22 protein-coding genes and 2 tRNA genes are annotated in these 25,310 nt (G+C 68.4%); 10 read left to right on the plus strand and 14 right to left on the minus strand.

Going from position 1 to position 25,310, the window contains the following annotated elements; translation table 11 throughout:
• Positions 1–40: 40 nt before the first annotated feature.
• On the minus strand, positions 41–934 hold the full coding sequence (locus tag AC1DH3_RS15600) for a phage holin family protein (RefSeq protein WP_476909719.1): 894 nt from the start codon (positions 932–934) through the stop codon (positions 41–43).
• A 437-nt stretch (positions 935–1,371) separates the two neighbouring features.
• Here AC1DH3_RS15600 and AC1DH3_RS15605 point away from each other — a divergent pair, with 437 nt between their 5' ends.
• Together AC1DH3_RS15605 and AC1DH3_RS15610 are read left to right on the plus strand one after the other, a co-directional pair.
• Positions 1,372–2,532: a multidrug effflux MFS transporter gene (locus tag AC1DH3_RS15605; protein ID WP_441419369.1), complete on the plus strand. Its 1,161-nt coding sequence runs from the start codon at positions 1,372–1,374 to the stop codon at positions 2,530–2,532.
• Between the two features lie 483 nt (positions 2,533–3,015).
• Positions 3,016–3,423 (plus strand): hypothetical protein, encoded by a 408-nt coding sequence (locus tag AC1DH3_RS15610; RefSeq protein ID WP_476893526.1) that lies wholly within the window; start codon positions 3,016–3,018, stop codon positions 3,421–3,423.
• Positions 3,424–3,565: 142 nt separating this feature from the next.
• Here AC1DH3_RS15610 and AC1DH3_RS15615 read toward each other — a convergent pair.
• The 6 genes from AC1DH3_RS15615 to AC1DH3_RS15640 all read right to left on the minus strand — a co-directional run bounded on the left by AC1DH3_RS15615 (position 3,566) and on the right by AC1DH3_RS15640 (position 9,934).
• Positions 3,566–3,638: transfer RNA gene (locus AC1DH3_RS15615), tRNA-Asn, on the minus strand.
• A gap of 148 nt (positions 3,639–3,786) precedes the next feature.
• Positions 3,787–3,859: transfer RNA gene (locus AC1DH3_RS15620), tRNA-Asn, on the minus strand.
• 65 nt (positions 3,860–3,924) lie between these two features.
• On the minus strand, positions 3,925–5,868 hold the full coding sequence (dnaG, locus tag AC1DH3_RS15625) for a DNA primase (RefSeq protein ID WP_476909720.1): 1,944 nt from the start codon (positions 5,866–5,868) through the stop codon (positions 3,925–3,927).
• A gap of 64 nt (positions 5,869–5,932) precedes the next feature.
• Entirely contained in the window at positions 5,933–7,231 is a 1,299-nt protein-coding gene (locus AC1DH3_RS15630; protein ID WP_441419310.1) for a deoxyguanosinetriphosphate triphosphohydrolase, read from the minus strand.
• The gene (gene dusB / locus AC1DH3_RS15635) at positions 7,215–8,393 is read right to left on the minus strand and encodes a tRNA dihydrouridine synthase DusB (RefSeq protein WP_441419309.1); all 1,179 of its coding nucleotides are present in this window, start codon (positions 8,391–8,393) and stop codon (positions 7,215–7,217) included. The genes AC1DH3_RS15630 and dusB overlap by 17 nt, the downstream gene beginning before the upstream one ends.
• Before the next feature lie 92 nt (positions 8,394–8,485).
• Complete coding sequence (locus AC1DH3_RS15640; RefSeq protein ID WP_476909721.1) at positions 8,486–9,934, minus strand: YibE/F family protein; 1,449 nt, start codon at positions 9,932–9,934, stop codon at positions 8,486–8,488.
• Positions 9,935–10,187: 253 nt separating this feature from the next.
• Here AC1DH3_RS15640 and AC1DH3_RS15645 point away from each other — a divergent pair, with 253 nt between their 5' ends.
• From AC1DH3_RS15645 to AC1DH3_RS15660, 4 genes are all read left to right on the plus strand, one after another.
• Positions 10,188–10,928: an alpha/beta hydrolase gene (locus AC1DH3_RS15645; RefSeq protein WP_476909722.1), complete on the plus strand. Its 741-nt coding sequence runs from the start codon at positions 10,188–10,190 to the stop codon at positions 10,926–10,928.
• Positions 10,928–11,737, plus strand: coding sequence for a DUF1295 domain-containing protein (locus tag AC1DH3_RS15650; protein ID WP_476893522.1), 810 nt, complete (start codon positions 10,928–10,930; stop codon positions 11,735–11,737). The genes AC1DH3_RS15645 and AC1DH3_RS15650 overlap by 1 nt, the downstream gene beginning before the upstream one ends.
• A gap of 15 nt (positions 11,738–11,752) precedes the next feature.
• Positions 11,753–12,592 carry a lysophospholipid acyltransferase family protein gene (locus AC1DH3_RS15655; RefSeq protein WP_476909723.1) on the plus strand — a complete coding sequence of 280 codons (840 nt, stop codon included), beginning with the start codon at positions 11,753–11,755 and terminating at the stop codon, positions 12,590–12,592.
• A gap of 73 nt (positions 12,593–12,665) precedes the next feature.
• Positions 12,666–14,105, plus strand: coding sequence for a short-chain fatty acid transporter (locus AC1DH3_RS15660; protein ID WP_476909724.1), 1,440 nt, complete (start codon positions 12,666–12,668; stop codon positions 14,103–14,105).
• A gap of 80 nt (positions 14,106–14,185) precedes the next feature.
• On the opposite strand, the gene AC1DH3_RS15665 is transcribed toward AC1DH3_RS15660, so the two are convergent.
• From AC1DH3_RS15665 to AC1DH3_RS15675, 3 genes are all read right to left on the minus strand, one after another.
• Entirely contained in the window at positions 14,186–15,193 is a 1,008-nt protein-coding gene (locus AC1DH3_RS15665) for a GNAT family N-acetyltransferase (protein WP_476893519.1), read from the minus strand.
• A gap of 2 nt (positions 15,194–15,195) precedes the next feature.
• The gene (locus tag AC1DH3_RS15670) at positions 15,196–16,581 is read right to left on the minus strand and encodes a glycine--tRNA ligase (RefSeq protein ID WP_441419523.1); all 1,386 of its coding nucleotides are present in this window, start codon (positions 16,579–16,581) and stop codon (positions 15,196–15,198) included.
• A gap of 122 nt (positions 16,582–16,703) precedes the next feature.
• Positions 16,704–17,705, minus strand: a complete 1,002-nt coding sequence (locus AC1DH3_RS15675; protein WP_441419522.1) for a DMT family transporter — start codon at positions 17,703–17,705, stop codon at positions 16,704–16,706.
• Positions 17,706–17,738: 33 nt separating this feature from the next.
• Between AC1DH3_RS15675 and AC1DH3_RS15680 the strand changes: the two genes are divergently transcribed.
• Entirely contained in the window at positions 17,739–17,975 is a 237-nt protein-coding gene (locus AC1DH3_RS15680; protein WP_441419521.1) for an RNA-binding S4 domain-containing protein, read from the plus strand.
• Between the two features lie 14 nt (positions 17,976–17,989).
• On the opposite strand, the gene AC1DH3_RS15685 is transcribed toward AC1DH3_RS15680, so the two are convergent.
• Positions 17,990–18,652, minus strand: a complete 663-nt coding sequence (locus AC1DH3_RS15685; protein ID WP_441419520.1) for an alpha/beta hydrolase — start codon at positions 18,650–18,652, stop codon at positions 17,990–17,992.
• A 70-nt stretch (positions 18,653–18,722) separates the two neighbouring features.
• Between AC1DH3_RS15685 and AC1DH3_RS15690 the strand changes: the two genes are divergently transcribed.
• Positions 18,723–19,598: an SGNH/GDSL hydrolase family protein gene (locus AC1DH3_RS15690; protein WP_441419519.1), complete on the plus strand. Its 876-nt coding sequence runs from the start codon at positions 18,723–18,725 to the stop codon at positions 19,596–19,598.
• Positions 19,599–19,687: 89 nt separating this feature from the next.
• A complete protein-coding gene (locus tag AC1DH3_RS15695; protein WP_476909725.1) occupies positions 19,688–20,191 on the plus strand; it encodes a hypothetical protein in 504 nt (167 codons plus the stop codon).
• Between the two features lie 102 nt (positions 20,192–20,293).
• On the opposite strand, the gene AC1DH3_RS15700 is transcribed toward AC1DH3_RS15695, so the two are convergent.
• Together AC1DH3_RS15700 and mmsB are read right to left on the minus strand one after the other, a co-directional pair.
• Entirely contained in the window at positions 20,294–21,778 is a 1,485-nt protein-coding gene (locus AC1DH3_RS15700; RefSeq protein ID WP_476893515.1) for a CoA-acylating methylmalonate-semialdehyde dehydrogenase, read from the minus strand.
• A 32-nt stretch (positions 21,779–21,810) separates the two neighbouring features.
• Positions 21,811–22,713: a 3-hydroxyisobutyrate dehydrogenase gene (gene mmsB / locus AC1DH3_RS15705; protein ID WP_476909726.1), complete on the minus strand. Its 903-nt coding sequence runs from the start codon at positions 22,711–22,713 to the stop codon at positions 21,811–21,813.
• A gap of 147 nt (positions 22,714–22,860) precedes the next feature.
• On the opposite strand from mmsB, the gene AC1DH3_RS15710 reads away from it, so the two are divergent.
• Entirely contained in the window at positions 22,861–23,760 is a 900-nt protein-coding gene (locus AC1DH3_RS15710) for a LysR family transcriptional regulator (RefSeq protein WP_476909734.1), read from the plus strand.
• 111 nt (positions 23,761–23,871) lie between these two features.
• Here AC1DH3_RS15710 and AC1DH3_RS15715 read toward each other — a convergent pair whose 3' ends face one another.
• A complete protein-coding gene (locus AC1DH3_RS15715) occupies positions 23,872–25,254 on the minus strand; it encodes an MFS transporter (RefSeq protein WP_476909727.1) in 1,383 nt (460 codons plus the stop codon).
• Between the last annotated feature and the right edge of the window lie 56 nt (positions 25,255–25,310).

Here is a 25,310-nt window from a genome sequence, read left to right on the forward strand (position 1 = left end):
ACAGCCGGCAACGATTTAGTGTCGGAGTTCAGGGCGAAGCCTAGCCCTTGAGGAGTCGGCGCAGCAGGAACACGAGCGCCGTTGTGGAAGCTGCAAGGGCGGCGAGCGGCTTCCAGCGCTTGCCGAGTTCGGCAGCGGCTCCAGACCTGTTGGCCGTGGCACCGGGGGTGGCGGCCCTTTCGGCCGAGGCCTTGGCCTGGCTGCGGAACCCGGCGATCTTGTCGTCCACGAGCTCCCTGCCCTCCTCCAGCTTGTGCTGGGTGGCGGTGAGGAGGGCCTGGGCCTGGGTCTTGACGTCGAGTTCCTGGCCGAGCTCGTCGCGCACGCCGGTGAGGTGCCGGCGGCGCGTCTCGAGCCGGCGGCGCAGCTCGTCCTCGGTCGGGGCGGGGCCCAGATCGGGCTGTTCTGCGGCCTTCTTGGCTTCCTTTTCGGCCTTAGCCTTTGCGGCAGCCTCTTCCTTGGCGGCTTTGGCTGCCTTGGCCTGCGGGGAGTTGGGGTCAAGGACGGCGGGGTCGAAGGAAGAGCCTTCCTTCGCAATGCCGAGGTCGTATTTGAGGCCGCGGATGGTCTCCTCGGGGAGCAGCGGCATGGCCTTCTTGAACCGGCCGTAGCCGATCAGGCCCACGATCAGGGCAATTACCAGGAAGGCGGCGCAGACCAGCAGGGCCGCGAGCCAGGCCGGCATGACGGTGGCCAGGCCCATGATGGCCGCCACGATGAGCCCGATCACGAGGAAGGCGACAAAGACGAGGGCGACGCCGAAGAAAGCTGCAGCGACCCCGAGCTGGATGCCCTTGCGCTTGAGTTCGGCCTTCGCGAAGGCAATCTCGTCATTGAGTTGCCGGGGTGCCAGCTTGAAGATCAGTTTCAGGGTCTTGGGCAGCGCGGAAAGGCGCAGCCCCCCGTTTGTCCTGCCGGTGTGCCGTCCGCTCATCGGTTCCGCCTAACTGGTTCCATCTGTGATTCCGCTTCCGCTGGATTGCCGGGTCTGCGCGGCTTCGCGCACTCCCAGGTGTCAAAACTACCATTCAGGGTCCGGCCGGCGTCCCGCGCGCGCCCGTCGGGACGGGCGTGGCGGGCTGGGCCGCCGTGCGGCGGCTTACGACGGCGCCCGGCGAGCACCGCGTCGGCGTCGTCGGGCTGCTTGGTGCGGACGACGTCGGGCTGGGCCGTCCCGGGCAGCGGGCTGCGCCGGGTAGGCGCGACGGGCTGCGCCGGGCAGCCGCCGCGGGCTACGCCGGGCAGGCGCGACGGGCTGCGCCGGGCAGGCGCCGCGGTCGACGCCGGGCGGGCCTAGGATTGACCTCTGTGCATACACACAGCAATCCCGGGGACTCCCTGACCCGCCGTCGGAAGCTCCTCTACATCCTGATGCTCGGCGCCTTGACGGCCCTTGGGCCGTTCACGGTGGACCTCTACCTGCCGGCATTTCCTGCCCTGGAGGCGAGCCTCGGTGTCACCGAGGCCGCAGTGCAGCTGACCCTGACCGGCACGACGGTAGGTTTCGCCCTGGGCCAGCTGGTGGTGGGGCCGCTGAGCGACAAGTTCGGACGACGTCTTCCCCTGATCCTGGCCACCGCGGTGCACATCGGAGCCTCGCTCGGGGCCGCCCTTTCCACCGACATCGGCACGCTGGGCCTCTTCCGCGTGCTCATGGGCATCGGTGCCGCCGGCGGAGGCGTGGTGGCGATGGCGATGGTGCGGGACCTTTTCAGCGGCTACGCGATGGTCCGGATGTTCTCCCGGATGGCGCTCGTCAACGGCTTGGCCCCGATCCTGGCACCGGTCATCGGATCGCAACTGCTGCTGCTGATGCCGTGGCCGGGCATCTTCTTCTTCCTTGCCGGCTACGGCAGCTGCGTGATCATCGCGGCCGTGTTTGTGGTGCGCGAGACCTTGCCGCGCGAGCTGCGCGGCACCACAGGCCTGACGGTCCGCCAGCGCTACGGCGTCCTTTTCGCCGACCGGATCTTCGTTGGCCTGCTGCTGCTGGGCGGCATGAACTTTGGCGGTCTCTTCACATATCTCTCGGCCTCGCCGTTCCTGTTCCAGGACGTGTACGGCTTCTCCCCGCAGCAGTATGGCCTGCTGTTCGGCATCAACTCGCTGGGGATCGTCGCTGGGGTCCAGACCAGCTCCCGGCTCATCAAGCGCGTCCCGCCGCAGTGGATCCTCGCCTGCTCGACGGCGTGGATGTTCCTCATGGCGGTGCTGATCGTGGTCTTCGACCAGCTGGGCTTCGGCTTGTGGGGCGTCATGGTGCCGCTCTGGTTCTACATCCTGGGCGCCGGATTCACCTTCCCCTGCGTCCAGGTGCTGGCCCTGGCCAAGCACGGCGCCCAGGCCGGAACCGCAGCCTCCTTGCTCGGTGCTGCGACCTTCCTGATGGCCGGCATCATCTCCCCCGTGGTCGGCTGGCTGGGCCTCGGCTCGGCGACGCCGATGGGGGCCGTCCAGGCCGGCTGCATCCTCCTGGCGGCCGCGTCACTCTGGCTCGTGGTCCGGCCGCGGACCGTGCCTTCCATCCACTAGCACCGGCCGCCCTTTGGGGGACATGCCCCACGCACGGCACGCGCGGGTGGGTATGCCCCCTGCGGAGACGACAGGGTGGACATGCCCGGTCCCCGCGACCAAGAGTGGACATAACAGGCATATGTCCATGCTTCGACGCACCCTAGGGGCATGTCCGATGGCAGGCACGGGCACCGCACATGCTCCCAGGGTGGACATGCCCAGTCCCCGAGACCAAGAGTGGACATAACAGGCATATGTCCATGCTTCGACGCACCGTAGGGGCATGTCCGGTGGCAGGCATGGGCATCGCTCATGTTCCCAGGGTGGACATGCCCGGTCCCCGCGACCAAGGGTGGACATAACAGGCATATGTCCATGCTTCGAGGCGCAGAAGGGGCATGTCCGGTGTTGGACGGCACGTAGGGGCATGCCCAGCAGCGGAGACTGGGCTGGGGCCATGCTGCCCTGTTCGCGGCCTGCGGCTGGCGATAAAGTTGTTGTGTGCCTGACTGGCAGGACCCTCCTCCCCTACCGGCCACGTGGCAGCGGTGCGACGACGGTATTCTGCCTCTGTGGTGGGAGCGGCTGTGCTCGCAGACCAGCCCCCAGTCGGCGGCCCTCTATGCGGCCGGGCTGTTCACTGAGGACCGGCGCCGGCCGATCGCGCAGTGGTACAACCCAGCCTACGACTCAGCCCTGCTGGTGGCCCCCGAGACCTCGCCCGAATGGCCGGTGCAGCGCTTCGGCATCTTCTACGCGCCCCCGCGTGGCGGCTTCACCCGCGTCCATTCGTCGGCCCACGAGTGGCACCCGCGGGAGCCGCGGCAGTCCCCCACGGAGGATGAAGCCTTCCAAGCCGCCGTGGCCGAGGCGGAGCGCTTCCTGCAGGTAGAGATGTTCTTCGTCTGAGGGCTCGTACGCCGAAACCCGGAGTCTTACCGACGGCCCCGCGCCCGCCCCGGTGACCTGAACCACAGGAAGCCAGGGCAGCGTATCGAGCCAAGAAAAAAGGCCCCGCAGCCGGTTATTCACCGGCCGCGGGACCTGTCTGCTCCTCCTGCTGGACTTGAACCAGCAACCCTTCGATTAACAGTCGAATGCTCTGCCAATTGAGCTAAGGAGGAATGAAGCAGGTATGACATTAGCAAAGGTTTTACCGCTAGGGAAATCGGCGGCGCAGGATCCGGAACCCGCGCACTCCGCCACAATCGAATACCCCCTCCGGGTATACAAAAAGTCCCCGTCCCGGTGACCCGGAACGGGGACTGTGCGCTCCTCCTGCTGGACTTGAACCAGCAACCCTTCGATTAACAGTCGAATGCTCTGCCAATTGAGCTAAGGAGGAATGAAGCGGATATAAGCCTAGCAAACACCGTGCCGGGAAGCGAAATTGGCCGCCCAGCGGGGCAATCAGGAGTCCATGCGGAGCGAGCGCCGCTGCATCTCCAGTTCCATGAGTTCCCGATTCAGCCGCTGGAATGCTTCCGGGTCCGCCGTGGCGTCGAGACGCTGCAGCTGGCCCATCTTGTCGGCCTTGACGCGGGTGATTTGCAGCTCGAACAGCCGCGCCAGAATGTCGCGGCAGTAGCGTTGGACGGCTTCGGCGGTGCTGGCTGGCAGCGGCACGACGGCGAGTTCGGACACGAGCGGCCGGAGCGGTTCAGGGACCTCCCGCAGCAGCTGCTCGACCCACCGCGCAGGGTCACCGATGGAACCCGGACCGGAGGCACGGATCGCTTCGTGGATCGCGAGGTAGGCCGGCGTGGAGAACCGCGCCTCGGAGAAACGCTGCCATGTCGCCCCCTCAAGGGTCGAAGGATGCTGGAGTACCACCTCGAGCGCCTGGCGCTCCATCGCGGCCACCGGATCGCGCGGGTCGGGCCGGTTGAAGGCCGGCAGCGTGGCCGACGGCGGCAGGGGCGCCACGCCCGGGGCGGCACCGGGGGCCGTTTCGGCCGGGCGCGTCGGGTTCTGGCCATGGCCCTGGCCATATCCCTGTCCGGCGCCTCCGGACGTTCCCTGGGCGTTACGTTTGATCGCGGCGCCAACGGCACGGCTGACTTCCTCGACCGGCATGCCCAGCCACCCCGCCAGTTCGCGGGCGTAGGCGGGCCGGATGCCGGCATCACGGATTTGGGCGACCACTGGAGCCGATTCTCGCAGGGCCGCGATCCGTCCCTCGACGGTGTCCAGGTTGTGCCGCCTCAGGCTGGCGCGGATCGCGAATTCGAACAGCGGCCGGCGGGTGCCGATCAGGTCCCGGACGGCGGAGTCGCCCTTGGCCTGTCGCAGCTCGCAGGGGTCGGATCCGCCGGGTTCCACTGCGACGTAGGTCTGCGCCACGAAGCGCTGGTCCTCTTCGAAGGCGCGCAGCGCCGCCTTTTGGCCGGCGGCGTCGCCGTCGAAGGTGAAGATGACTTCTCCCCCGCTGCCGTCGTCGGAGAGCAGCCGGCGGGCAATCTTGATGTGCTCGGTGCCGAACGCCGTGCCGCAGGTGGCCACCGCCGTCGTGATCCCGGCCAGGTGGCAGGCCATCACGTCGGTGTAGCCCTCCACCACCACCAGTTGGCGGTCCTTGGCGATGTTCCGTTTGGCGAGGTCGATCCCGTAGAGGACCTGCGACTTCTTGTAGAGCGCGGTCTCGGGGGTGTTGAGGTACTTGGGGCCCTGGTCGTCCTCGTAAAGCTTGCGGGCGCCGAAGCCGATGGTGTCGCCGGCGATGTCGCGGATCGGCCAGATCAGCCTGCCGCGGAAACGATCGTAGATCCCCCGGCCGCCCTCGGAAAACATGCCGGTGAGTTTGAGTTCCGCGTCGGTGTAGCCGCGGCCGCGGAGGTGCTTGAGCAGCGAGTCCCAGCCCTGCGGGGCGTAGCCGACGCCGAACTGTTCCGCCGCGGCGCGGTCGAAGCCGCGGCCGTAGAGGAAGTTCCGGCCCTCGGTGGCGCCCGGGGTCAGCAGCTGCGCGCGGAAGAATTCGTCGGCGATCTTGTGCGCATCGAGGAGACGCTGGCGGCGGCCGATTTCCTCGCGGTTGGGGCCGGACCCGCCGTCCTCGTAGCGCAGTTCATAGCCGATCCGGGCAGCGAGCTTCTCCACGGCCTCATGGAAGGTGGTGTGGTCAAGTTTCTGCACGAAGGAGATGACGTCGCCGTCCTCGCCGCAGCCGAAGCAGTGATAGCGGCCCACCTGGGGGCGCACGGTGAACGAGGGTGAGCGCTCATCATGGAAGGGACACAGGCCCTTGAAGGACCCCAGCCCGGCACCCTTGAGGGTCACATAGCCGTCGACAACTTCCTTGATGTCGGTGCGCTGGCGTACCTCGTCGATGTCTTCACGTTTAATCAGGCCGGCCACGGTGCCATCCTAGTACCCGGGTACGACGCCGGTCGGCGGCGTATGGCGCCCGTCACCCGCACCGTCACCACAGCGACGGCAGGCTGCCGACGAGCCGTTCGTACATGGCCAGCGCGGAGCCGTCGGTCAGTGAGGCGACCTGGTCGATGACAACGCGCAGCCGGGCGCCGTCGTCCTCCGCGGCGCGCCAGTCGGCGGCGAACATCGGCTCCAGGTGGCGGTCGCCGCTGGCGCTAAGCGCGGTCACGAGCGCGTGCAGGACCTCGCGCTGGCGTTCGTAGATGGGCTGCCGGTGTTCGGTGGTCATCACGAACGTGGTGGCCAGGCCCTTCATCACGGCGATCTCCATCACGGTCTCGTCCGGGACGATGAGTTCGGCGTTGTAGCGGGTGAGATTTTCCGGGCCGTAGACGGTGCGGGTGGTCTCGAGCGCGCTTTGGCAGAACCGGCCGATCAGCTGGCTGGTCATGTCTTTGAGCGCAGCCATGGACTTGCGGCTGCCGTCGGCCTCGCGGACCCAGACACTCGTGGCCTCCAGCCGGGCCAGGGCGGCGTCGATGGCGGCTGGATCGTTGTGCGGCAGGTACCACTGCTTCGCGTAGCCCACCACCCGGGCGCGGTGGTCGGGATTGTCCATCCAGCGAAGCTGGAAGTGCCCGGCGACGATCGCGTCCTCGACGTCGTGCACCGAGTAGGAGATGTCGTCCGCGAGGTCCATGACCTGGGCCTCCAAGCAGGAGCGCCGCTCGGGTGCCCCCTCGCGGATCCAGTCGAAGATCGGCAGGTCGTCCTCGTAGGCGCCGAACTTGCTGGTCCGCTGGCCGTGGATCACCGGCGCGTTCTCGGCCGACCACGGGTATTTCGCGGCGGCGTCGAGGCTGGCGCGGGTCAGGTTAAGGCCGGCGGGGCGGCCGTCCGGGGCCAGCACCTTGGGCTCCAGCCGGGTCAGCAGGCGCAGCGTCTGGGCGTTTCCTTCGAAGCCGCCGATCGCGTGCGCGACCTCGTTCAGGGCCGACTCGCCGTTGTGGCCGAACGGCGGGTGGCCGAGGTCGTGGCTGAGGCAGGCGGTGTCGACGACGTCGGGGTCGCAGCCCAGGGCGCGGCCGAGTTCACGGCCTACCTGCGCCACCTCGAGGCTGTGGGTCAGCCGGGTGCGGACGAAGTCGTCCGTGTCCGGCGCGACCACCTGGGTCTTGGCCCCGAGCCGGCGCAGCGCCGAGGAGTGCAGGACGCGGGCGCGGTCGCGTTCGAAGTCGGAGCGGTAGGTGCTCTTGGGCGGTTCCTCGACCCAGCGGGCGCAGTCGCGGTCCACGTAGCCGTCCAGCACGGGCGCGCTCGTCCTGGTTTCAGCCACCGGAGACATCCAGTTCGGCGAAGGAGATGTCGCGGGTCTGTTCGGAGTCCAGGCTGCGGTTGAGCAGCCAGTCCTTGGGCAGGGCGGGCTTCTTGGGTGAACCGGCGCGGCCGCGCGGGCCCTCGGCGTCGGCGCCCGGGTAGGGTGAATCAAGGTCCAGTTCGTCGAGGGTGCCGCGGAGCACCTCGAGGCTTGTCACGAGCGCCAGCCGGTTCCGCAGCTCGCTGCCCACCACGTACCCCTTGAGGTACCAGGCCATGTGTTTGCGGATTTCGCGCAGCGCCTTGCCCTCGTCGCCGAAGGTCTCAACCATGAGTTCGGCGTGCCGGTAGATGCTTTCCGCCACCTGGCGGAGTGCCGGGGTGTGGCGGACGTCGCTGCCCTCGAAGGCAGCCATGAGGTCACCGAACAACCATGGCCGGCCCTGGCAGCCGCGGCCCACCACGACGCCGTCCACGCCGGTCTCGCGGACCATCCGCACCGCGTCTTCGGCGGACCAGATGTCGCCGTTGCCGAGGACCGGGATGTCCGGGAGCGCCTCGCGCAGCCGTGCGATGGCGGACCAGTCGGCCTTGCCGGAGTAGAACTGCGCGGCGGTGCGGCCGTGCAGGGCGACGGCGGCGACGCCGGAGTCGCGGGCAATGCGGCCGGCGTCGAGATACGTGAGGTGGTCATCGTCGATGCCCTTGCGCATCTTGATGGTCAGCGGGATGTTGCCCCTGGACGCTTCCTTCACCGCGGTCTGGACGATCGAGGTGAAGAGATCCGTTTTCCAGGGCAGCGCCGAGCCGCCGCCGCGCCGGGTCACCTTGGGCACCGGGCAACCGAAGTTGAGGTCGATGTGGTCCGCGCGGTTCTCCTCGACCAGCATCCGGACGGCCTGGCCGACGGTCACAGGGTCCACGCCGTAAAGCTGGACGGAGCGGACTTTCTCGTCCTCGTCGTGCGAAATGATGCGCAGCGATTCGGGCGTGCGCTCCACCAGGGCACGGGAAGTCACCATCTCCGCCACGTACAGGCCGCCGCCGTATTCACGGCAGAGCCTGCGGAAGGCGGAGTTGGTGATGCCCGCCATCGGAGCCAGGATCACGGGAGTGTCCACCGTGAGGGGACCCAGCTTCAGGGGCGGCAGTTCCAGCTTGGGGGCGGGAGGCGTTGCTACAACAGTCACCCGTCCATTGTCTCAAAGCCGGGCAAATCGGCGGGATCCAGGCCGGCTATGTGGAAATCGCGGCGTGTACCGGGCGGCGCGCAGCGGCCCGGTCAGCCGGGCACGGCGGCGCGTCGGCCGCGGCGGCCCGCCGGCGCCGGTTCCGAGCCCCCGTCGTCGGGCGATCCCCCGTCGGACGAGTCCCCATTAGCAGAGCCCCCATCAGCAGAGCCCCCACCGGACGGGCCGGCCTCGACCGGGCTCCCGGCGGGAGCGGTGGCGGGCCGGCCGCCGTCGTCCGCCGCGCTCCCGCCCTTCAGCCCGGTGGCCTTCACGACGAGCACCGCGATCAGCGTGGTCACGGGGATGGCCAGGACCAGGCCGATGGAGCCGACGAGCGTGCGGATCACTTCCTCGGAGAGTTCGGCGCTGGTGAGGGCGTCGCCCAGCGGGCGCTCGTAGAGCATCACGATGATCAGGATCGGCAGAGCCGCCCCGGCGTAGGCGAAGGCGATGGTGTAGACGGTGGAGGCGATGTGGTCCCGGCCGATCCGCATGGCCGCGGCGAACAGCTTCCGCGCGGACGTCCCGGGAGCGAGTTCCCAGAGCTCCCAGACCGCGGAGGACTGGGTGATTGTCACGTCGTTGAGCACACCGAGTCCGGAAATGATGAGCCCGCACAGGATGATCCCCGAGATCGAGATGTGGTCCGAAACGTTGGCGAGTGTGGCGGCGTCATGGTTGCCCACCCCTGCAAGGTTCGCCGCGTCGGTGGCCCAGGCCGCGAGCGCGGCGGTGATGCCCAGGCCGAACATCGTCCCCAGCAGCGCCGTCGAGGTCCGGGCGGTAAAGCCGTGCGCGAAGTAGAGCACGCCGATCATGATCACCGTGGATCCGACCAGGGCCAGCAGCAGCGGCGGTTTGCCTTCCACCAGGCCGGGAAGCATAAACGAGACCAGCACGGCGTAGGCGCCAACAAGGCCGATGAGGGCGCGCAGCCCGCGCCAGCGCGCCACTGCGATCACGACCACGGCGTAGAGCACGGCGAGCAGGATGATGGGCAGGGTCCGGACAAAGTCGACGAACACGTAGGCGGGCGCGCCTCCCGCGGCGGCGCCCTGGGCCTTGGAGAGGTTGAGGTAGCGGATGTTGTCGCCGACCTTGACGCCGTGGGACTTGGCGACGTCGGGGTTGATCACCACCTTGACCGGGTTGCCGCCCTTGTCCGGGTCCGTGTAGGCGAAGGTGCACTGCGAGCCCTGTCCGGGCCCGGCAGCGGCCGGGGCGCCCGGCTGGGCGGTGCCGTCCATGCAGCCTGCGACGACGACGCGCTGGATTTTTCCGGTGTCGAAGCTGACGCCTGGCGCGGCCGCATAGGGACTTGAGAGTTTAAGGCCTTCCTTGCTGCCCGAGGGCCACAGCAACACCATGGCCACGATGGTCAGCAGGGTCAGCGGAACCAGGACGGCGGCCAGGATCCAGTTGGCTTTCTTCCGCGCGGCGAGCGCCCGGGGAGTCGGGTCGAGGTGCCCCGGGGTCGTGTGTGAATGTCCGGCGCCCATCAGCAGTTCAACCTCATGCCGAAAACTTTACGGGGTCGGAACCGCCGGCCGGTGCCAGTGCCCTGCCGCCGGGCAGGATCCAAAGTGCCCTGCCCCCGCGCAACGCCCATCCCCCGGCAACCCGGCCGCGAATGACCTATGGGAATGAGCGTGCAAACCGGCGCGGAAACGCTCACGGGAACGCCGGCGCGCAACTTATTGTTGGTAATTGCAGGGACCAAACGAGGTGGAGGACACTAGCGTGGCCAGACGCATGACAGACGACCGGGAGCACCAGGCAGCCGGGGCAGGCCCGGCGGCCCGCGCCGAGCTCAGCATCGCGGACGCCGCCGGGCAGACGCGCGGCGTCGCCCTGGTGCTGCACGGCGGCCGCGCGGACAGCTTCGAGGCGGTCCGCGCCCGGCACCTCAGCCCGGCCAGGATGCTGCCCTTCGCCCAGGCGCTCCGGAACGAGGGCGCCCCGCACGGCCTGGCCGTCTGGACGCTCCGGAACCGGTACCGGGGCTGGAACGGGCCGGACATGTCCCCGGTCCAGGATGCCCGCTGGGCCCTTGCCCAGATCAGCCGCGAACATCCCGGCGTGCCCGTATACCTGCTGGGCCACTCGATGGGCGGCCTCACCGCGCTCTGCGTCGCGGACCACCCGCAGGTGGAAGCCGTCGTCGCGCTGGCCCCGTGGCTGGACCGGTCCACGCCGGTGGAACCCGTCGCCGGGCGCCGTGTCCTGATCGTGCACGGCAGCGAGGACCGCTGGACGAGTCCCAAGAACTCGCTGGCCTATGCCCGGCGCGCCGAGGGTGTGGCGGCGTCGATCGACTACGTCTCGCTCAAGGGCGCCGGCCACTTCATGTTCCGCCGGGTCCGGCTCTGGAACTCACTTGCCAACGGCTTCATCCTTGACGCCTTCGGCAACAGCGCCGGCACTGAACTCCCTGGCACGGACGCGCTCCGCCAGGTCCTCCCCGCCGCGGCCAGCCTCCCGGTGGTGCTGTGATGCCGGCCTTCCCGCTGGAAGCGTTCCTGGCCAGTCTGCCCTGGGTGGCGCTGGGACTGTTGGCGCTGCTGGCCGTGACATTTGCCGTCGCCGTGCGCCAGAGCCGCCACTCGGTCATCGACACTGTCTGGGGCCTCGGCTTTGTGGTGGCAGCCGCGGTCTCCTGGGCGCTGTCCGCAGGCCACGGCGACGACGGCCGCCGCCTCTTGCTGCTGGCCCTCGTTGCGGTCTGGGGCATCCGGCTGGCCGTCCACATCGGCATCCGGGCCCGCGGCGGCCATGAGGATCCGCGCTACGTGGACATGCTCTCCTCCGCCCCCGGCTCCCGCAACACGTACGCCCTGCGCCGCGTGTACCTGCCGCAGGGCATCGTGATGTTCTTCGTCTCGCTCACCATCCAGGTGGGCATGTTCAGCACCGGCACCCTGGGTTGGCTGGCGCTGCTGGGCGTCCTTTTGTGGATTGTCGGTTTCGTCTTCGAGACTGTCGGGGACTGGCAGCTGGCTCAGTTCAAGGCGGATCCGGCCAAGCGCGGCACCGTCCTGGACACCGGTCTCTGGCGCTATACCCGGCACCCGAACTACTTCGGCGACGCCGCCGTCTGGGCCGGCCTATTCCTCGTCGCCGCGGACTCCTGGCCCGGCGTGCTGACCATCCTCTCCCCCGCGCTGATGATCTGGACGCTGGCCGGCAAGACCGGGAAGCCCCTGACCGAGAAGGCCATGTCCGCCCGGCCCGGCTACAAGGAATACGTCGAATCGACCTCCGGCTTCCTGCCCTGGCCGCCGCGCCGGCCGGCGGAGCGCTGAGATGCGCGGTTCGACGTGAGCTGGCGGCCGGCGCCCAGCGACCGCTTCTACCGCGTCATCGTCCGGACCGGCCAGGCGCTGCGCTGGCTGTTCCGGATCCGGGTCCTCGTCACCGGACGGGAAAACCTGCCTCCGGTGCTCCCGGACAACGCACGCGACAGCGCCCCGCAAGGCGGCTCGCGGCACCCCACCCCGGGGACGGGCGCGGTCGTCGCGATCACCCATTTCGGCTACCTCGATTTTGCCTTCGCCGAGCTGCTGCTGTGGGGGCACAACAGGGCCCAGATGCGCTTCCTGATCACCCAGGGCGCGGCCGACCACTGGTTCGCCGGGCCGGCCGTCAGCGCCGCCGGGCACGTCGTCGTCGGCTATGACACCGGAGCGCACGCCTACGACGCCGCCGTGCAGAAGCTCCGCGAGGGCGAATACATCGCGATCCTGCCCGAGGCCGGGGTGAGCCGCAGCTTCCAGGTCCGCGAGTGCAAGACCGGCGCGGTGCGGATGGCCGCCGAGGCCGGGGTGCCCATCATCCCGGTCTCAGTCTGGGGCGCGCACCGGATCATGACCCGGCACCACGGCTTCTCCCCGCTCCGCGCCTGGCGGGCACCCGTGCGTGTGCACGTGGGCGAACCCCTCACCCCGGCCCCGGGGCTGGACGTCCCGGCGGCCACCGAGGCGCTGCGCGAAGTCCTCCAGCGCGGGATCGACGCCGGCATCGCGGACTTCCCCCTGAAGCCGGCACCCGGCGCCTGGTGGATGCCGGCCGCGCTCGGCGGCGGGGCCCCCACCGAGGAGGAGCGCCAGCGGCTGGACGAGGCTGAGGGGCCGCGGCGCGCGCGCAGCCGGCGCCGATAAGCCCGGTTCACCCCAGCGACTTGACTAAACTCCATCGGGTACAAAAACGCACTCAATGGAGAGGTACCCCTCTGTGGCAAACACAGTCCTGACGAAAAGCCGAATCGGCGAAGAACGCGGTCTCGCCCGAATAGCCCAACGGATGGCCGCGTGGACCGAGAAGTGGTTCCCGGACGCCTACATCTTCGCCCTGGCCGGCGTGATCATCATTGCCCTGGCCGCACTGGCCATTGGCGCCTCACCCCAGTCCATCGCGGATTCCTTCGGCAACGGTTTCTGGGACCTGACCGCCTTCACCCTGCAGATGGCCATGGTGGTCCTCACCGGCTACGTCGTGGCGACCTCCCCGCCGGTGGCGAAGCTGATCAACCGACTGGCCCTCGTCCCGGCCACTGCCCGCACCGCCGTGAGCTTCGTTGCCCTGATGTCGATGTCCGTCTCCTTCCTCAACTGGGGCCTGAGCCTGATATTCGGCGGTCTGCTGGCCCGGGCCATTGCCCGCCGCAAGGACCTCACCGTGGATTACCGGGCCCTGGGCGCGGCCGCTTTCATGGGCCTCGGCGCCGTCTGGGCGCTCGGCCTGTCTTCTTCCGCCGCGCAGCTGCAGGCCACGGCGGCCTCCTTGCCGCCGGCCCTGCTGAAGATCACCGGCATCCTGGACTTCGGCACCACGATCTTCACCTGGCAGTCGCTGCTGACCCTGGCCATCCTGATGGCGCTCACCACGGTGATCGCGCACTTCTCGGCTCCGCAGGGCGGCGCGATCCGCACCGCCGAAGACCTCGGCGTCGACCTCGACGACGAACCGAGCGAGCCGGCGCCGCGGTCCCGTCCGGGCGAGTGGCTCGAATACAGCAAGATCCTGCCCGTCCTGGCCGGCATCCTGACCCTCGGCTGGCTGGTCTCGCAGTTCCTGACCAAGCCGTTCCTGAGCGTGGTCAGCAGCCTCAACGGCTACCTGCTGGTCTTCCTGATCCTGGGCCTGGTGTTGCACGGCACGCCGCGCAACTTCCTGCAGGCCGTCACCAAGGCCGTCCCGGCGACCGCCGGCATCCTCGTGCAATTCCCGCTCTACGCGGCGATGGCGGCGATCCTGACCAAGGCCACCGGCCACGGCGGGATGTCCATCTCGGCGCACCTCGCCGGGTTCTTCTCGGAGATCGGCAGCGGCGGCGGGTTCGCCGTCGTCATTGCGCTTTACACGGCCGTGCTGGGCCTGCTGGTCCCCTCCGGCGGCGGCAAGTGGCTGGTCGAGGCGCCCTACGTGATGCAGTCCGCCACCGATGTGCAGATGAACCTCGGCTGGACCGTGCAGATCTACAACATCGCCGAGGCGCTGCCAAACCTGGTCAACCCGTTCTTCATGCTGCCTTTGCTCGCGGTGCTGAGGCTGCGCGCCCGGGACCTGGTCGGCTTCACCTTCCTGCAGTTCGTCTTCCACCTGCCGGTGGTGTTGCTGCTGGTCTGGCTGCTCGGGATGACCTTCCAGTTTGTTCCCCCGGTCCTCCCCTAGCCGCCCCTAAACCGAACTGACCCGCAGTTGTTGTCGCATCAAAACGACAACAACTGCGGGTCAGTTTGCGTGTTGAAGGCCTAGGCGGGGTCGGAGACGATCAGGGTGTCCGCGCCGGCCTGCCGGGCCTTGCCGCTGTCCAGCAGCGGCTCGACGACGGCGCGCAGGGCCGTCATCGAATCGTCCAGTTCCAGCAGCACCGGGTACTGGTACGCGATCAGCGCCAGCAGGTCCCGCACCGCGGCGCGGGCATCGTCGTCGGACAGCTCCGGATCATGGCCCAGGAACACGTCGGAGGGTTCGCCGGCCTTCGCCGCGTGACCTTCTTCGGGACCGCCCATTTCCGGGCCGCCCTGTGCGTAGCTGACCGCGAATGCCTGCAGCCGGCCCTTCTTGCTGGCCGGCACGCCCGCGCCGAAGGCACTTGCTTTGGGCGCGCGCAGCACAATCGCGCCGTGCGCACCGCTGAGGTCGTCCAGGAAGAGCCGCTGCACGGTGGCGATGCTGAGCTCGCCGGGGCTGTCCCAGTGGTGCACGGCGGTGTAGTACCGGCCCACGACGTCGCTCAGCTCCACCGAGCCGGTGGCCAGGTCCTCCACCTGCTCGGAGGCCGCGGCCTCCGAGCCGTCGCCGAAGACCGGGAGCTTCAGGGAGCCGGGCTCCACGACCACCAGGCGCGAACGCTGGATCGGGGCGAGACCGGCTGCCTCGGCGAAGGCGGCGCCGGGCGTGCCCGGCTCCACCTTGGTCCGCAGCCGGGAGATGCCCGACGGCGACCGTTCGGCCTCGTGCCGGAGCATGCCCAGCAGCGTGGACCCGATACCGCTCCGGCGGTGGTCCCGGGCTACCTCGACGTACACCCAGAGGCGTTCCGGGTGCAGCGAGGCCTCGTGCACCACGCCGGCCGCGACGGGGATGGCGACGCCGTCGACGACGTCCTCGGCCACAATGCAGCGGCGCCACGGCGCGTTGCCCGAGGGCGCCAGGGTGCCGCGGAACTGCCGGGCCTGGTCCGTCTCGGGCCCGCCCCACACTTCCAGCAGCGCGAGGTCGTCGCCCTCACGCCATTCACGGTATTGGATCGCCATGCTCAGGCGCCGATCAGCCGTGCGGCCAGGTAGCCCTCCACCTTGTCCAGGGAGACTCGTTCCTGGCTCATGGTGTCGCGTTCACGGATGGTGACGGCCTGGTCCTCGAGCGTGTCGAAGTCCACCGTGATGCAGAACGGCGTGCCGATCTCATCCTGCCGGCGGTAGCGGCGGCCGATCGCGCCGGCGTCGTCGAACTCGATGTTCCAGTTCTTGCGCAGCTGCGCGGCGAGGTCCTTGGCCTTCGGGGACAGGTCCTCGTTGCGGCTCAGCGGGAGCACCGCCGCCTTCACCGGGGCCAGTCGCGGATCGAGCTTGAGCACGGTCCGGACGTCGACGCCGCCCTTGGCGTTGGGTGCCTCGTCCTCGGTGTACGCGTCGATCATGAACGCCATGAAGGAGCGCGTGAGGCCCGCGGCGGGTTCGATCACGTACGGGGTGTAGCGCTCGTTCGTGGCCTGGTTGAAGTAGCTCAGGTCCTGGCCGGAGGCCTTCGAGTGCGTGGAGAGATCGAAGTCGGTGCGGTTGGCGATGCCCTCGAGCTCGCCCCATTCGGAGCCGTGGAAGCCGAAGCGGTATTCGATGTCCGTGGTGCCCTTGGAGTAGTGGCTGAGCTTCTCCAGGGGGTGCTCGAAGAAGCGCAGGTTCTCCTCGCGGATGCCCAGGCCGGTGTACCAGTCCATGCGCTCCTTCATCCAGTACTGGTGCCACTGCTCGTCGGTGCCGGGCTCGACGAAGAATTCCATCTCCATCTGCTCGAACTCGCGGGTGCGGAAGATGAAGTTGCCCGGCGTGATCTCGTTACGGAAGGACTTGCCGATCTGGCCGATGCCGAACGGCGGCTTCTTGCGCGAGGTGGTGAGCACGTTGTTGAAGTTCACGAAGATGCCCTGCGCGGTCTCGGGCCGCAGGTAGTGCAGGCCCTCTTCGCTGGCCACCGGGCCGAGGTAGGTCTTGAGCAGGCCGGAGAATTCCTGGGGCTCGGTCCATTCGCCGCGGGTGCCGCAGTTGGCGCAGGCGATGTCCTTGAGGCCGTTCTCGGCGGGGCGGCCCTTCTTTTCCTCGTACTCTTCCTCGAGGTGGTCCGCGCGGTAGCGCTTGTGGCAGGAGAGGCACTCCACCAGCGGGTCGGAAAAGACCTCGACGTGGCCGGAGGCTTCCCAGACCTGGCGGGGCAGGATCACCGAGGAGTCCAGGCCGACGACGTCCTCGCGGCCGCGGACCACGGACTGCCACCACTGGCGCTTGATGTTTTCCTTCAGCTCGGCACCGAGGGGACCGTAATCCCAGGCAGAACGGGAGCCACCGTAGATTTCACCGGCCTGGAAGACGAAACCCCGTCGCTTGGCGAGGGAAATGATCTGGTCGAGTACGGATTTTGCTGCCATGGGAACTCCAATTTCTACAGGGCCGCTGGGTGCGGTCCGTGCTGTCAGCCCCGGGTCACCGGCTGGTTGCCGGGCGGGGTGTTGCGAACGGTGTGATGCAAACTCCTAGCCTACCCGCGCTGCTACCTCTTGAGGGCTCCGCGGGACCAGGGCAGGCTGGCCAGGATAATGGCGGCCAGCGTCAGCAGCGTGCCGAGCACGGTGGGCAGCGCGATGACGGTGCCGGGCGCGGGCAGGACCAGGTCGAGGCCGAGCGAGCCCAGCAGCTGCCCCGCGATCATGCCCAGCCCGGTGACCAGGACGCCCAGGCCGCGGACCAGGAAGGCGGCGACGCCAATGAAAATGCAGCCCATCGGCCCGCCGAGGTAGTACCACCATTCGCCGGGGAGGGCGTTGCCGGGCCCGGCGACCGCCAGTTTGATCAGCCAGGCAAGCCACAGCACGATGCTGCCGGCGATGAAGTTCACCAGGGTGGCGGTGATGGGCGTGCGGTAGTGCACGGTGGCCGTGCCGTTCATGGCCTGCTGGAAACTCATCAGGAACCCGGCCAGCACCGGCAGCAGCACCGGAACCAGCAGCTGCAGCGGGCCGGCCTCCGTCCCCGAGGGAGCGCCTGCGCCGCCCGCCGCGCTGCCGTCGAAGCGCGGCGAGACGGCCCAGGCGACGGCGGCGACGGTCAGTATGCTGCCGAGCACGCGGATGCCGGTGACGGGTTTCTTGCCCGCCGGGCCGATCCCTATCCGGTCCACCAGCAGGCCGCTCAGGGTCTGCCCGGTGACGGCGGCGACCGTAAACAGGGCGACGCCGAGCAGCCCGACCGTGAAGGACTGGGCGAAGACGAAAAACGCGCCGATGCCGCCGGCGAGCGCGTAGTAGCGCGGGAAACGGCGTTCCCGCAGCGCCGGCAGGACGTTGGCCAATCCGGCGCGTCCCTTCGGCAGGGCCAGGGAGACGACGATCATCAGCGCCAGGCCGACACTGAAACTGACCACCGCGGCGGCGAGTCCGTCGGCCAGGACGGTGCCCAGGGCGCCGTTGATCCGGCCCTGGACGGGGACGAAGAGGCCGGCCGAAACGGCGAGGAGCAGTCCGACGGGCAGTGGAAGCCGCGGTGCGTGGGTCATTGGTGCCACCTTTGGTCAGGCATTATTGCTTGTATGAGCAACCCGGAAATTGAAGACATTCCCATCCGCGACGACATGATCCGGCTGGGCCAGCTGCTGAAGCTGGCCAACCTGGTCGAGGACGGGGTGGAGGCTGCCGAGCTGATCAAGAACGGCCTGGTCAAGGTCAACGGCGAGATCGACGACCGCCGCGGACGCCAGCTCCACCACGGCGACACCGTCACCGTGAACGGGCAGACCGTCCGGATCGTCACACCTAACGGAGTTTAACCCGCCGTCGGGGACTACTTGTTGAGGACCTCGTGGGTGAGGAACTCGCCGACGTGGCCGATCTCCTGCTGGTTGATGCCGTGCCACATGCCGGTGTAGAGCACCTTGGTGAGCTTCACGTGCTTGCGCACCCAGCCCATGGTGAACTCAATCTTGTCCGGGGTGATCACGGGGTCCTGCTGGTCGCGGCCCCAGAACATCGGCACGGTTCCGTCCAGTTCCGCGTCGCGGAAGCTGGGGTCCCCGGCGGCGTCGACGGCAAAGCCGGAGAGCCCGACGACGGCGGCATAGCCGTCCGGGCGCTGCCGCAGCAGGGTCGTGGCCATGGCCATGCCCATCGAGAACCCGAGCAGGGTTACCGAAGGGTGGCTGTCCCTCACCGAGTCGATCCAGTCCTGCGCGTAGGCGGCGGCGTGCTTGACGGCGTCGAGCGAATAGTCGATGGACGCCGTGAGCGGGAACCAGGTGAAGCCGGGACCGGAGACCAGCGGGGCGCGGAGCGAGGCCACCACGAATTCCTCCGGCAGCAGGTCCGCCAGGCTGAGCAGGTCCTGCTCGTTGGCGCCGTAGCCGTGCAGCAGCACCAGCAGGGGCCTGCCGGCGCGGTCCTCCTCGGGCCGGGACCACAGAACAACGGGGGCAGGAAAGGCAGCGGGATAGGCAGCGGCTTCAGTCATGGCTCCATTCTTACAGTTACCTATGAGTAACAAGCTACGCTGGCGCCGCTTTGTGGGAAGGGGGCAGGATATGAAGGTGAGTGAAACAGAAGCAACGGAGAACTTCCCGGACCGGACCGTCAACCACCCTTGGACCCGCTACGTGGCGATGGGCGACTCCTTCACCGAAGGGATCGGAGATCCCGAACCGGCGAGCCCGGGCGGGCACCGCGGCTGGGCGGACCGGGTGGCCGAGGAATTGAGCCGCGGCCACGAGGATTTTGCCTATGCCAACCTCGCCGTGCGGGGCCGGCTCCTGCAGCAGATTGTGGACCAGCAGCTGGCCCATTGCCTGTCGCTGAAGCCGGACCTGGTGACCCTGTCCGCGGGCGGGAACGACCTGATCCGGCCCGGCGGGGACCCGGATGTCCTCGCCGAACGGCTTGACTCCGTGGTGCAGATCCTGAGCCTGGGCGGCGCCACCGTGGTCCTGTTCAACGGCCCGGACACGGGCTCGTCGGTGCTGGGCCGGATCCGCAGCAAGGTGGCGATCTACAACGAGAACCTGCGCACCGTGGCGGCCCGGCACGACGCCGTCATTGCCGACATGTGGTCGCTGCGTCAGCTCAACGACCCGCAGATGTGGGACGCGGACCGGCTGCACTTTTCGCCGCTGGGCCACCACACGATCGCGGCCATGGTGCTGGACTCGCTGAACGTCCAGCACACGCTGGAGCCACTTTCCCCGAAGCCGCTGCCGCAGCGCAGCTGGCGAGAGGCCCGCACCGGGGACCTGATCTGGGCCCGCGAGCACTTCGTCCCGTGGGTGGTCCGCCGGCTCCGGCACCGCTCCTCCGGCGACGGCATCACGGCCAAGCGCCCGCTGGCCGGACCGGTGTTCGGCCCCGGGGTCCCGCTCGGCTCGGGCGAGGGGCCGCCCGGCGCCGAGGATGCCCTGCGGTCCTGAACTCCGGGTACCGAGTGCCGGGCGGCCCGGCACCCCGGGCACGGGGTGCGCGTTAAGCTGGAAAGACACCTTTTGAGAGGCGCGGTACCGTGAGTATTTTCTTTTGGATCATCATCTTGACCTTCGTGGTCCCGGCGGCCATTCGTATGTACCGCAAATCGGTCCGCGGACGCGGCCAGGACCAGGGCATGCCCGGCGGCTTCCCAGGTCAGTTCCCTGGTCAGTTCCCTGGCCAATATCCGGGCCAGCAGAGCAACCAGCCGCGGGACGGCTTCACCCAGCGCGACTACTACGGCGGATTCGGCCAGCTGGGTGCGCCGCAGCCCCCGGCCAACCAGCCGCCGGCGAACCAGCAGTACCCGGTCCCGTACGAGGACAGCCCGGAGTACCTGAACAACCCGCCGCAGCCCGCGTCGCCGCAGCAGTGGCAGCCCCAGGCGCCGGCGCCTGGCGCCGCGGAGGTGCCGCCGGTGCCGTCGGGGCCGCAGGGCTACCGCGCGCGCAAGCTCGCCGAGCTGGACCAGAAATACAGCAACGGCGAGCTCGCCATGGAGGACTACATGGCCCAGCGCGCGGAGATCATGAAAGGCTGACCCCCGGAACCTACAAGCAACGCGGGGTCACTTACGGCCCATAATCCACTCGTGGATAGGCCGTAAGTGACCCCGCGTTGCTGTTGTCCGGGAGGGCTGCGCCTAGTCGACCTGCGGGAAACCGAGGTCGATCACCGAGGTGGACGGATCCGGCCAGCGCGTCGTAACGACCTTGCCGCGGGTGTAGAAGCGGATGCTCTCCGGGCCGTACATGTGGGTGTCGCCGAAGAGCGAGTTCTTCCAGCCGCCGAAGGAGAAGGTCCCTACCGGCACCGGGATCGGCACGTTGACGCCCACCATGCCGGCCTCGACGTCGAACTCAAACTGCCGGGCGGCGCCGCCGTCGCGGGTGAAGATCGCCACGCCGTTGCCGAACTCATTGTCATTGACGAGTTTGACGGCGTCGGCGTAGCTCTCGACGCGCACCACCGAGAGGACGGGGCCGAAGATCTCGTCGTCGTAGACCTTCATGCCGGGCTTGACGTGGTCGATCAGGCTCACGCCGATGAAGAAGCCGTTGGAGTCGAATTCCTGCTCCCGGCCGTCGACCACCACGGCGGCGCCCTCGTCTGCGGCGCCGGCCACGTAGGAGGCCACCTTGTCGCGGTGCTCGGCGGTGATCAGCGGACCCATCTGGGAGGCCGGATCAGTGCCGGGGCCGATCTTGAGCGTTGCCATCCGGGTCTTGATCGCGTCCACGAGTTCGTCCGCGATGTTCCCGACGGCGACCAGGACGCTGACGGCCATGCAGCGCTCCCCCGCGGAGCCGTAGGCTGCGGAGACGGCGGCGTCGGCGGCCATGTCCAGGTCCGCATCCGGAAGCACCACCATGTGGTTCTTGGCCCCGCCGAGGGCCTGGACGCGCTTGCCGTGGTCCGCGGCGCGCTTGTAGATGGACTGGGCGATCGGCGTCGAACCCACAAAACTGACAGCCTTGACGTCCGGGTGCTCGAGCAGCACGTCGACGGCTTCCTTGTCACCGTGCACGACGTTCAGGACGCCCGCCGGCAGGCCGGCCTCGGCGAAGACCTGGGCGATGAAGAGGGCGGAGGACGGGTCCTTTTCGCTCGGCTTGAGCAGCACGGTGTTGCCGCAGGCCAGGGCGCTGCCGATCATCCATAGCGGCACCATGGCCGGGAAGTTGAACGGCGTAATGCAGGCGACGACGCCGACCGGCTGCCGGACGGAGTGGACGTCGACGCCGCCGGACACCTGCTCGGAGCGTTCGCCCTTGAGCGCGTGGGACAGGCCGGTGGCGAACTCGATGTTCTCCAGGCCGCGGGTGATCTCGCCCTCCGCGTCGGAGAGGACCTTGCCGTGTTCGCTGGTCAGCAGGGCGGCCAGTTCGGGGCGGCGCTGCATAAGCAGCTCGCGGACCTTGAAGAAGATGGTGGTGCGCTTGGCCAGGCTCGTGGCCCGCCAGCCGGGCAGGGCGGCACGGGCGGCGGCGATAGCTTCCTCGACCCGAGCGGCGGAGGCGAGCGCCACTTCCTTTTCCTGTTCGCCGGTGGCGGGGTTGAAGACGGGGCCGTAGCGCTCGGCGTCGGACACCAGGGCGCCGTTGATGAAGTGCGGAATGCGTTCCATGGGGAGGATCTCTTTCTAAAAGGTTTGGGGGGCTACTTGGCGGACTCGAACGAGCCGTCGACCAGTTTGACGATGGCGGAGCAGTCCGTGCCGGACTGGCCGCCGTCGATGAGCCGCTGGAAGAGCTGCTGGACGTGCTCGCCGATCTCCAGCGGCGTGCCGGTGTCGCGGGCGGCGCTGATGGCCAGGCCGATGTCCTTGTTGGCGAGCTCGGCAGTGAACGTCGGCGCGAAGTCGTTGTTCGAGGCGGCGGTGGGCACGACGCCGGCCACCGGGTACCAGGTGCGCAGCGCCCAGCTGTCGCCGGAGGAAACGGAGGCGATGTCCCAGAAGACCTGCTTGTCCAGGCCCAGGCGGTCCGCAAGCACCGCACCTTCTGCCGTGGAGGCGAGGTTGATGAAGAGCATCAGGTTGTTGCAGATCTTGGCGGCCTGGCCGGTGGTGGCGCCGCCGGTGGGGATGATGTTGGCGGCCATCGGGCGGATGTATTCGGTGGCGTCGGCGACGGCGCTGGCTTCGCCGCCGATCATGAAGGTCAGCGTGGCGGCCTTGGCGCCGCTCATCCCGCCGGAAACGGGCGCGTCGACGAAGCGGAAGCCTGCCTCCGCGGCGGCGTCGTGCAGGGCCTGGGCCGAGGCGATGTCAATCGTGGAGGAGTCCACCAGCAGGGTCCTGGTGTCGGCGTGGGCCAGGACGCCGTCCTCGCCCAGGTAGACGGCCCGGGCGTGCTCGCCCTTGGGGAGCATCGAGAAGACGACGTCGGCGCCTTCCACGGCCTCGGCGATGCTGCCGGCAGGCTTGACTCCCCCGGCCTCGGCAGCCGCGAGGGCCTCCGGGTTGAGGTCGAATCCGCGGACCTCGTTTCCGGCCTTGGCCAGGTTCACTGACATGAACCCGCCCATGTTTCCCAGTCCGATCCAGGCGACAACTGCCATGGCATAAGCTCCTTTGCTTTGCATTGTGTCCGGCGCATTTGCCGGTTGTTCCGTGTCCACCATCACACCCTGTTACAGTGCAATCAAGGGGAAAAAGTGAAGATGCCATGTGCATCAATGCACATCGACGAAAGGCCAATGGTGGACTTGAAGCGGCTCCCCAGCCCGGACGACCTGCTGATTCTGCTGACCGTGGCCCGGCTGGGCCGGTTCAACGCCGTCGCGGAGACCCTGGGCACCACGCACACCACCATCTCGCGCCGGATCCTCGCCCTGGACAAACAGCTCGGCGGCCGGACACTCGAGCGCAGCCCGCACGGCTGGGAACTCACCGAACTTGGATCACTGGCCGTGGCAGCGGCGGAAGCCATTGAGGGAACACTCGGAGCACTGTCCGGCCGGATCGCCCGGACCGAGGACGTGCTCTCCGGCCTGGTCCGGATCAGCACCCCGGACGGATTCGGCGCGGAATTCGTCGCCCCGGCCCTGGTCCGTTTGCAGCAGGAACATCCGTTGCTGAACGTGGAGATGCTCAGCGCCACCCGCAAGGTCAGCCAGAACCGCTCCGGGGTGGACCTGGAAGTGGTGGTCGGCAACCTGGAGGTCAGCAACGCTCAGACCATCTTCCTGTCCAACTACTTCCTGCGGCTGTACGCCAGCCCGGAGTACGCCCGCGAGCACGGGCTGCCGACGACGCTCGACGACGTCCGGCAGCACGGATTCGTCTCCTACGTCGAGTCGGCCCTGCAGGTCGCCGAGCTCGGCCACCGCTCCACCCAGCTGCCGATGCCGCGCTCCAGCTTCCAGGCCACCAGCATCTTCGCCCAGCTGGAGGCCGTCCGCCGCGCCGCCGGGATCGGGCTGCTGCCGAATTTCCTCGTCGTCGGCAAACCGGGGCTCGTACCGGTCCTGCCGGACGACTTCCAGCGGCAGCTGCCGATTTGGGCAGTTGCGAGGTCGGAATCGCTGCGTTCGGCGCCGGTGCAGGCCGTCGTGGCGGCCGTCCGGGCCGAGATCGCCGAACGCCAGGATGTGCTTGCCGGCTGAGCCCGGCGCGCTGCGGAGGCCGCCACAAGATCCCCGGATGACAGCAGCCCCCGTCCCCGCAGCGCGGGAACGGGGGCTGCCTGTTCGTTGGGTTGTGCAGCTGCGTGCTGGTTACCGCTTACCGGCGGCCAGCAGATCGGCGGTGCCCTGGGCGTCGGCGGCGTCGACGTCGTGCAGGGAGGTGCCGCGCGTTTCCTTGAGGAAGAACACCGCGACGGCCGTGACGGCGCAGGCGATGAGCAGGTAGATGGCCACCGGGACGGAGGACTTGTACTGGCTCAGCAGCGCGACGGCGATGATCGGGGCGAGCGAACCGGCCACGATCGAGGTCACCTGGTAGCCGAGCGAGACGCCGGAGTAGCGCATCCGGGTCGGGAACATCTCGGCCATGATGGCCGGCTGGCCGGCGTACATCAGGGCGTGGAACAGCAGTCCGATGATGACAGCGGCAAGGATCATGAAATCGTTGCCGGTATCCATCATCGGGAAGGCGAAGAAGCCCCAGGTGGCGCCCAGGACGGCACCGGCCATGTAGACGGGCTTGCGGCCGAAGCGGTCCGAGAGACGGCCGACCACCGGCACCGCGGAGAAGTGGATGAAGTGCGCCACGAGCAGGAGCAGCAGGATCCGGGCGGTGTCGGCGTGGACAACGGTCTTGAGGTAGGTGATCGAGAAGGTGACCACCAGGTAGTAGAGGATGTTCTCCGCGAAGCGCAGGCCCATGGCGGTGAAGACGCCGCGGGGGTAGCGGCGGAAGACCTCGGCGACGCCGTAGCCCTTGTTCTCCGTGACAACTTCCTTTTGTGCCTCGAGGAAGATCGGGGCGTCGCTGACCTTGGTGCGGATGTAGTAGCCGACGACGACGATCACGGCGGAGAGCCAGAACGCGACGCGCCAGCCCCAGCCAAGGAAGTCCGCGGAAGACAGCACGGAGGACAGGATGAACAGCACGGCAGTGGCGAGCAGGTTGCCCAGCGGGACGGCGGACTGCGGCCAGCTGGCCCAGAAGCCGCGGGACTTGCTGGGGCTGTGCTCGGCGACGAGGAGGACGGCGCCGCCCCATTCACCGCCGACGGCGAAGCCCTGGGCGAAGCGCAGGAAGACCAGCAGGGCCGGGGCCCAGTAGCCGATCTGCGCGAAGCCCGGGAGGCAGCCCATCAGGAAGGTCGATACGCCGACCAGGATGATGCTCAGCTGCAGCAGCTTCTTGCGGCCGAACTTGTCGCCGAAGTGGCCAAAGACGATGCCGCCGATCGGGCGGGCCACGAAGCCAACCGCATAGGTCAGGAACGCGGCGAGGATGCCGTCCAGTTCCGTTCCGGAGTTGGGGAAAAACATCTTGCCAAAAACCAGGGTGGCGGCGGAGGCGTAGAGGAAGAACTCGTACCACTCCACTACCGTGCCGGCCATGGAGGCCGTTACTACCTTCTTCAGGCCGGACGTCTTGACGTCGGGCTCCTCTGCGCGCCTTGCGGCGGCGTTTTCCGTGCTCATGCGAACTCCTTCGGTGTCGTCGTCGACACCCTGTGGACCATTAGGTTGACTACGTG

This window comes from Arthrobacter sp. 05L428, from assembly GCF_056397665.1.

What these genes read in the sequence shown, in the direction of transcription:
- AC1DH3_RS15600 (WP_476909719.1), bottom strand. Translation starts at nt 934, where the DNA reads ATGAGCGGACGGCACACCGGCAGGACAAACGGGGGGCTGCGCCTTTCC.
- AC1DH3_RS15605 (WP_441419369.1), top strand. Translation starts at nt 1,372, where the DNA reads ATGCTCGGCGCCTTGACGGCCCTTGGGCCGTTCACGGTGGACCTCTAC.
- AC1DH3_RS15630 (WP_441419310.1), bottom strand. Translation starts at nt 7,231, where the DNA reads ATGTCTCCGGTGGCTGAAACCAGGACGAGCGCGCCCGTGCTGGACGGC.
- AC1DH3_RS15640 (WP_476909721.1), bottom strand. Translation starts at nt 9,934, where the DNA reads ATGGGCGCCGGACATTCACACACGACCCCGGGGCACCTCGACCCGACT.
- AC1DH3_RS15645 (WP_476909722.1), top strand. Translation starts at nt 10,188, where the DNA reads ATGACAGACGACCGGGAGCACCAGGCAGCCGGGGCAGGCCCGGCGGCC.
- AC1DH3_RS15650 (WP_476893522.1), top strand. Translation starts at nt 10,928, where the DNA reads ATGCCGGCCTTCCCGCTGGAAGCGTTCCTGGCCAGTCTGCCCTGGGTG.
- AC1DH3_RS15665 (WP_476893519.1), bottom strand. Translation starts at nt 15,193, where the DNA reads ATGGCGATCCAATACCGTGAATGGCGTGAGGGCGACGACCTCGCGCTG.
- AC1DH3_RS15670 (WP_441419523.1), bottom strand. Translation starts at nt 16,581, where the DNA reads ATGGCAGCAAAATCCGTACTCGACCAGATCATTTCCCTCGCCAAGCGA.
- AC1DH3_RS15675 (WP_441419522.1), bottom strand. Translation starts at nt 17,705, where the DNA reads ATGACCCACGCACCGCGGCTTCCACTGCCCGTCGGACTGCTCCTCGCC.
- AC1DH3_RS15680 (WP_441419521.1), top strand. Translation starts at nt 17,739, where the DNA reads ATGAGCAACCCGGAAATTGAAGACATTCCCATCCGCGACGACATGATC.
- AC1DH3_RS15685 (WP_441419520.1), bottom strand. Translation starts at nt 18,652, where the DNA reads ATGACTGAAGCCGCTGCCTATCCCGCTGCCTTTCCTGCCCCCGTTGTT.
- AC1DH3_RS15690 (WP_441419519.1), top strand. Translation starts at nt 18,723, where the DNA reads ATGAAGGTGAGTGAAACAGAAGCAACGGAGAACTTCCCGGACCGGACC.
- AC1DH3_RS15700 (WP_476893515.1), bottom strand. Translation starts at nt 21,778, where the DNA reads ATGGAACGCATTCCGCACTTCATCAACGGCGCCCTGGTGTCCGACGCC.
- mmsB (WP_476909726.1), bottom strand. Translation starts at nt 22,713, where the DNA reads ATGGCAGTTGTCGCCTGGATCGGACTGGGAAACATGGGCGGGTTCATG.
- AC1DH3_RS15715 (WP_476909727.1), bottom strand. Translation starts at nt 25,254, where the DNA reads ATGAGCACGGAAAACGCCGCCGCAAGGCGCGCAGAGGAGCCCGACGTC.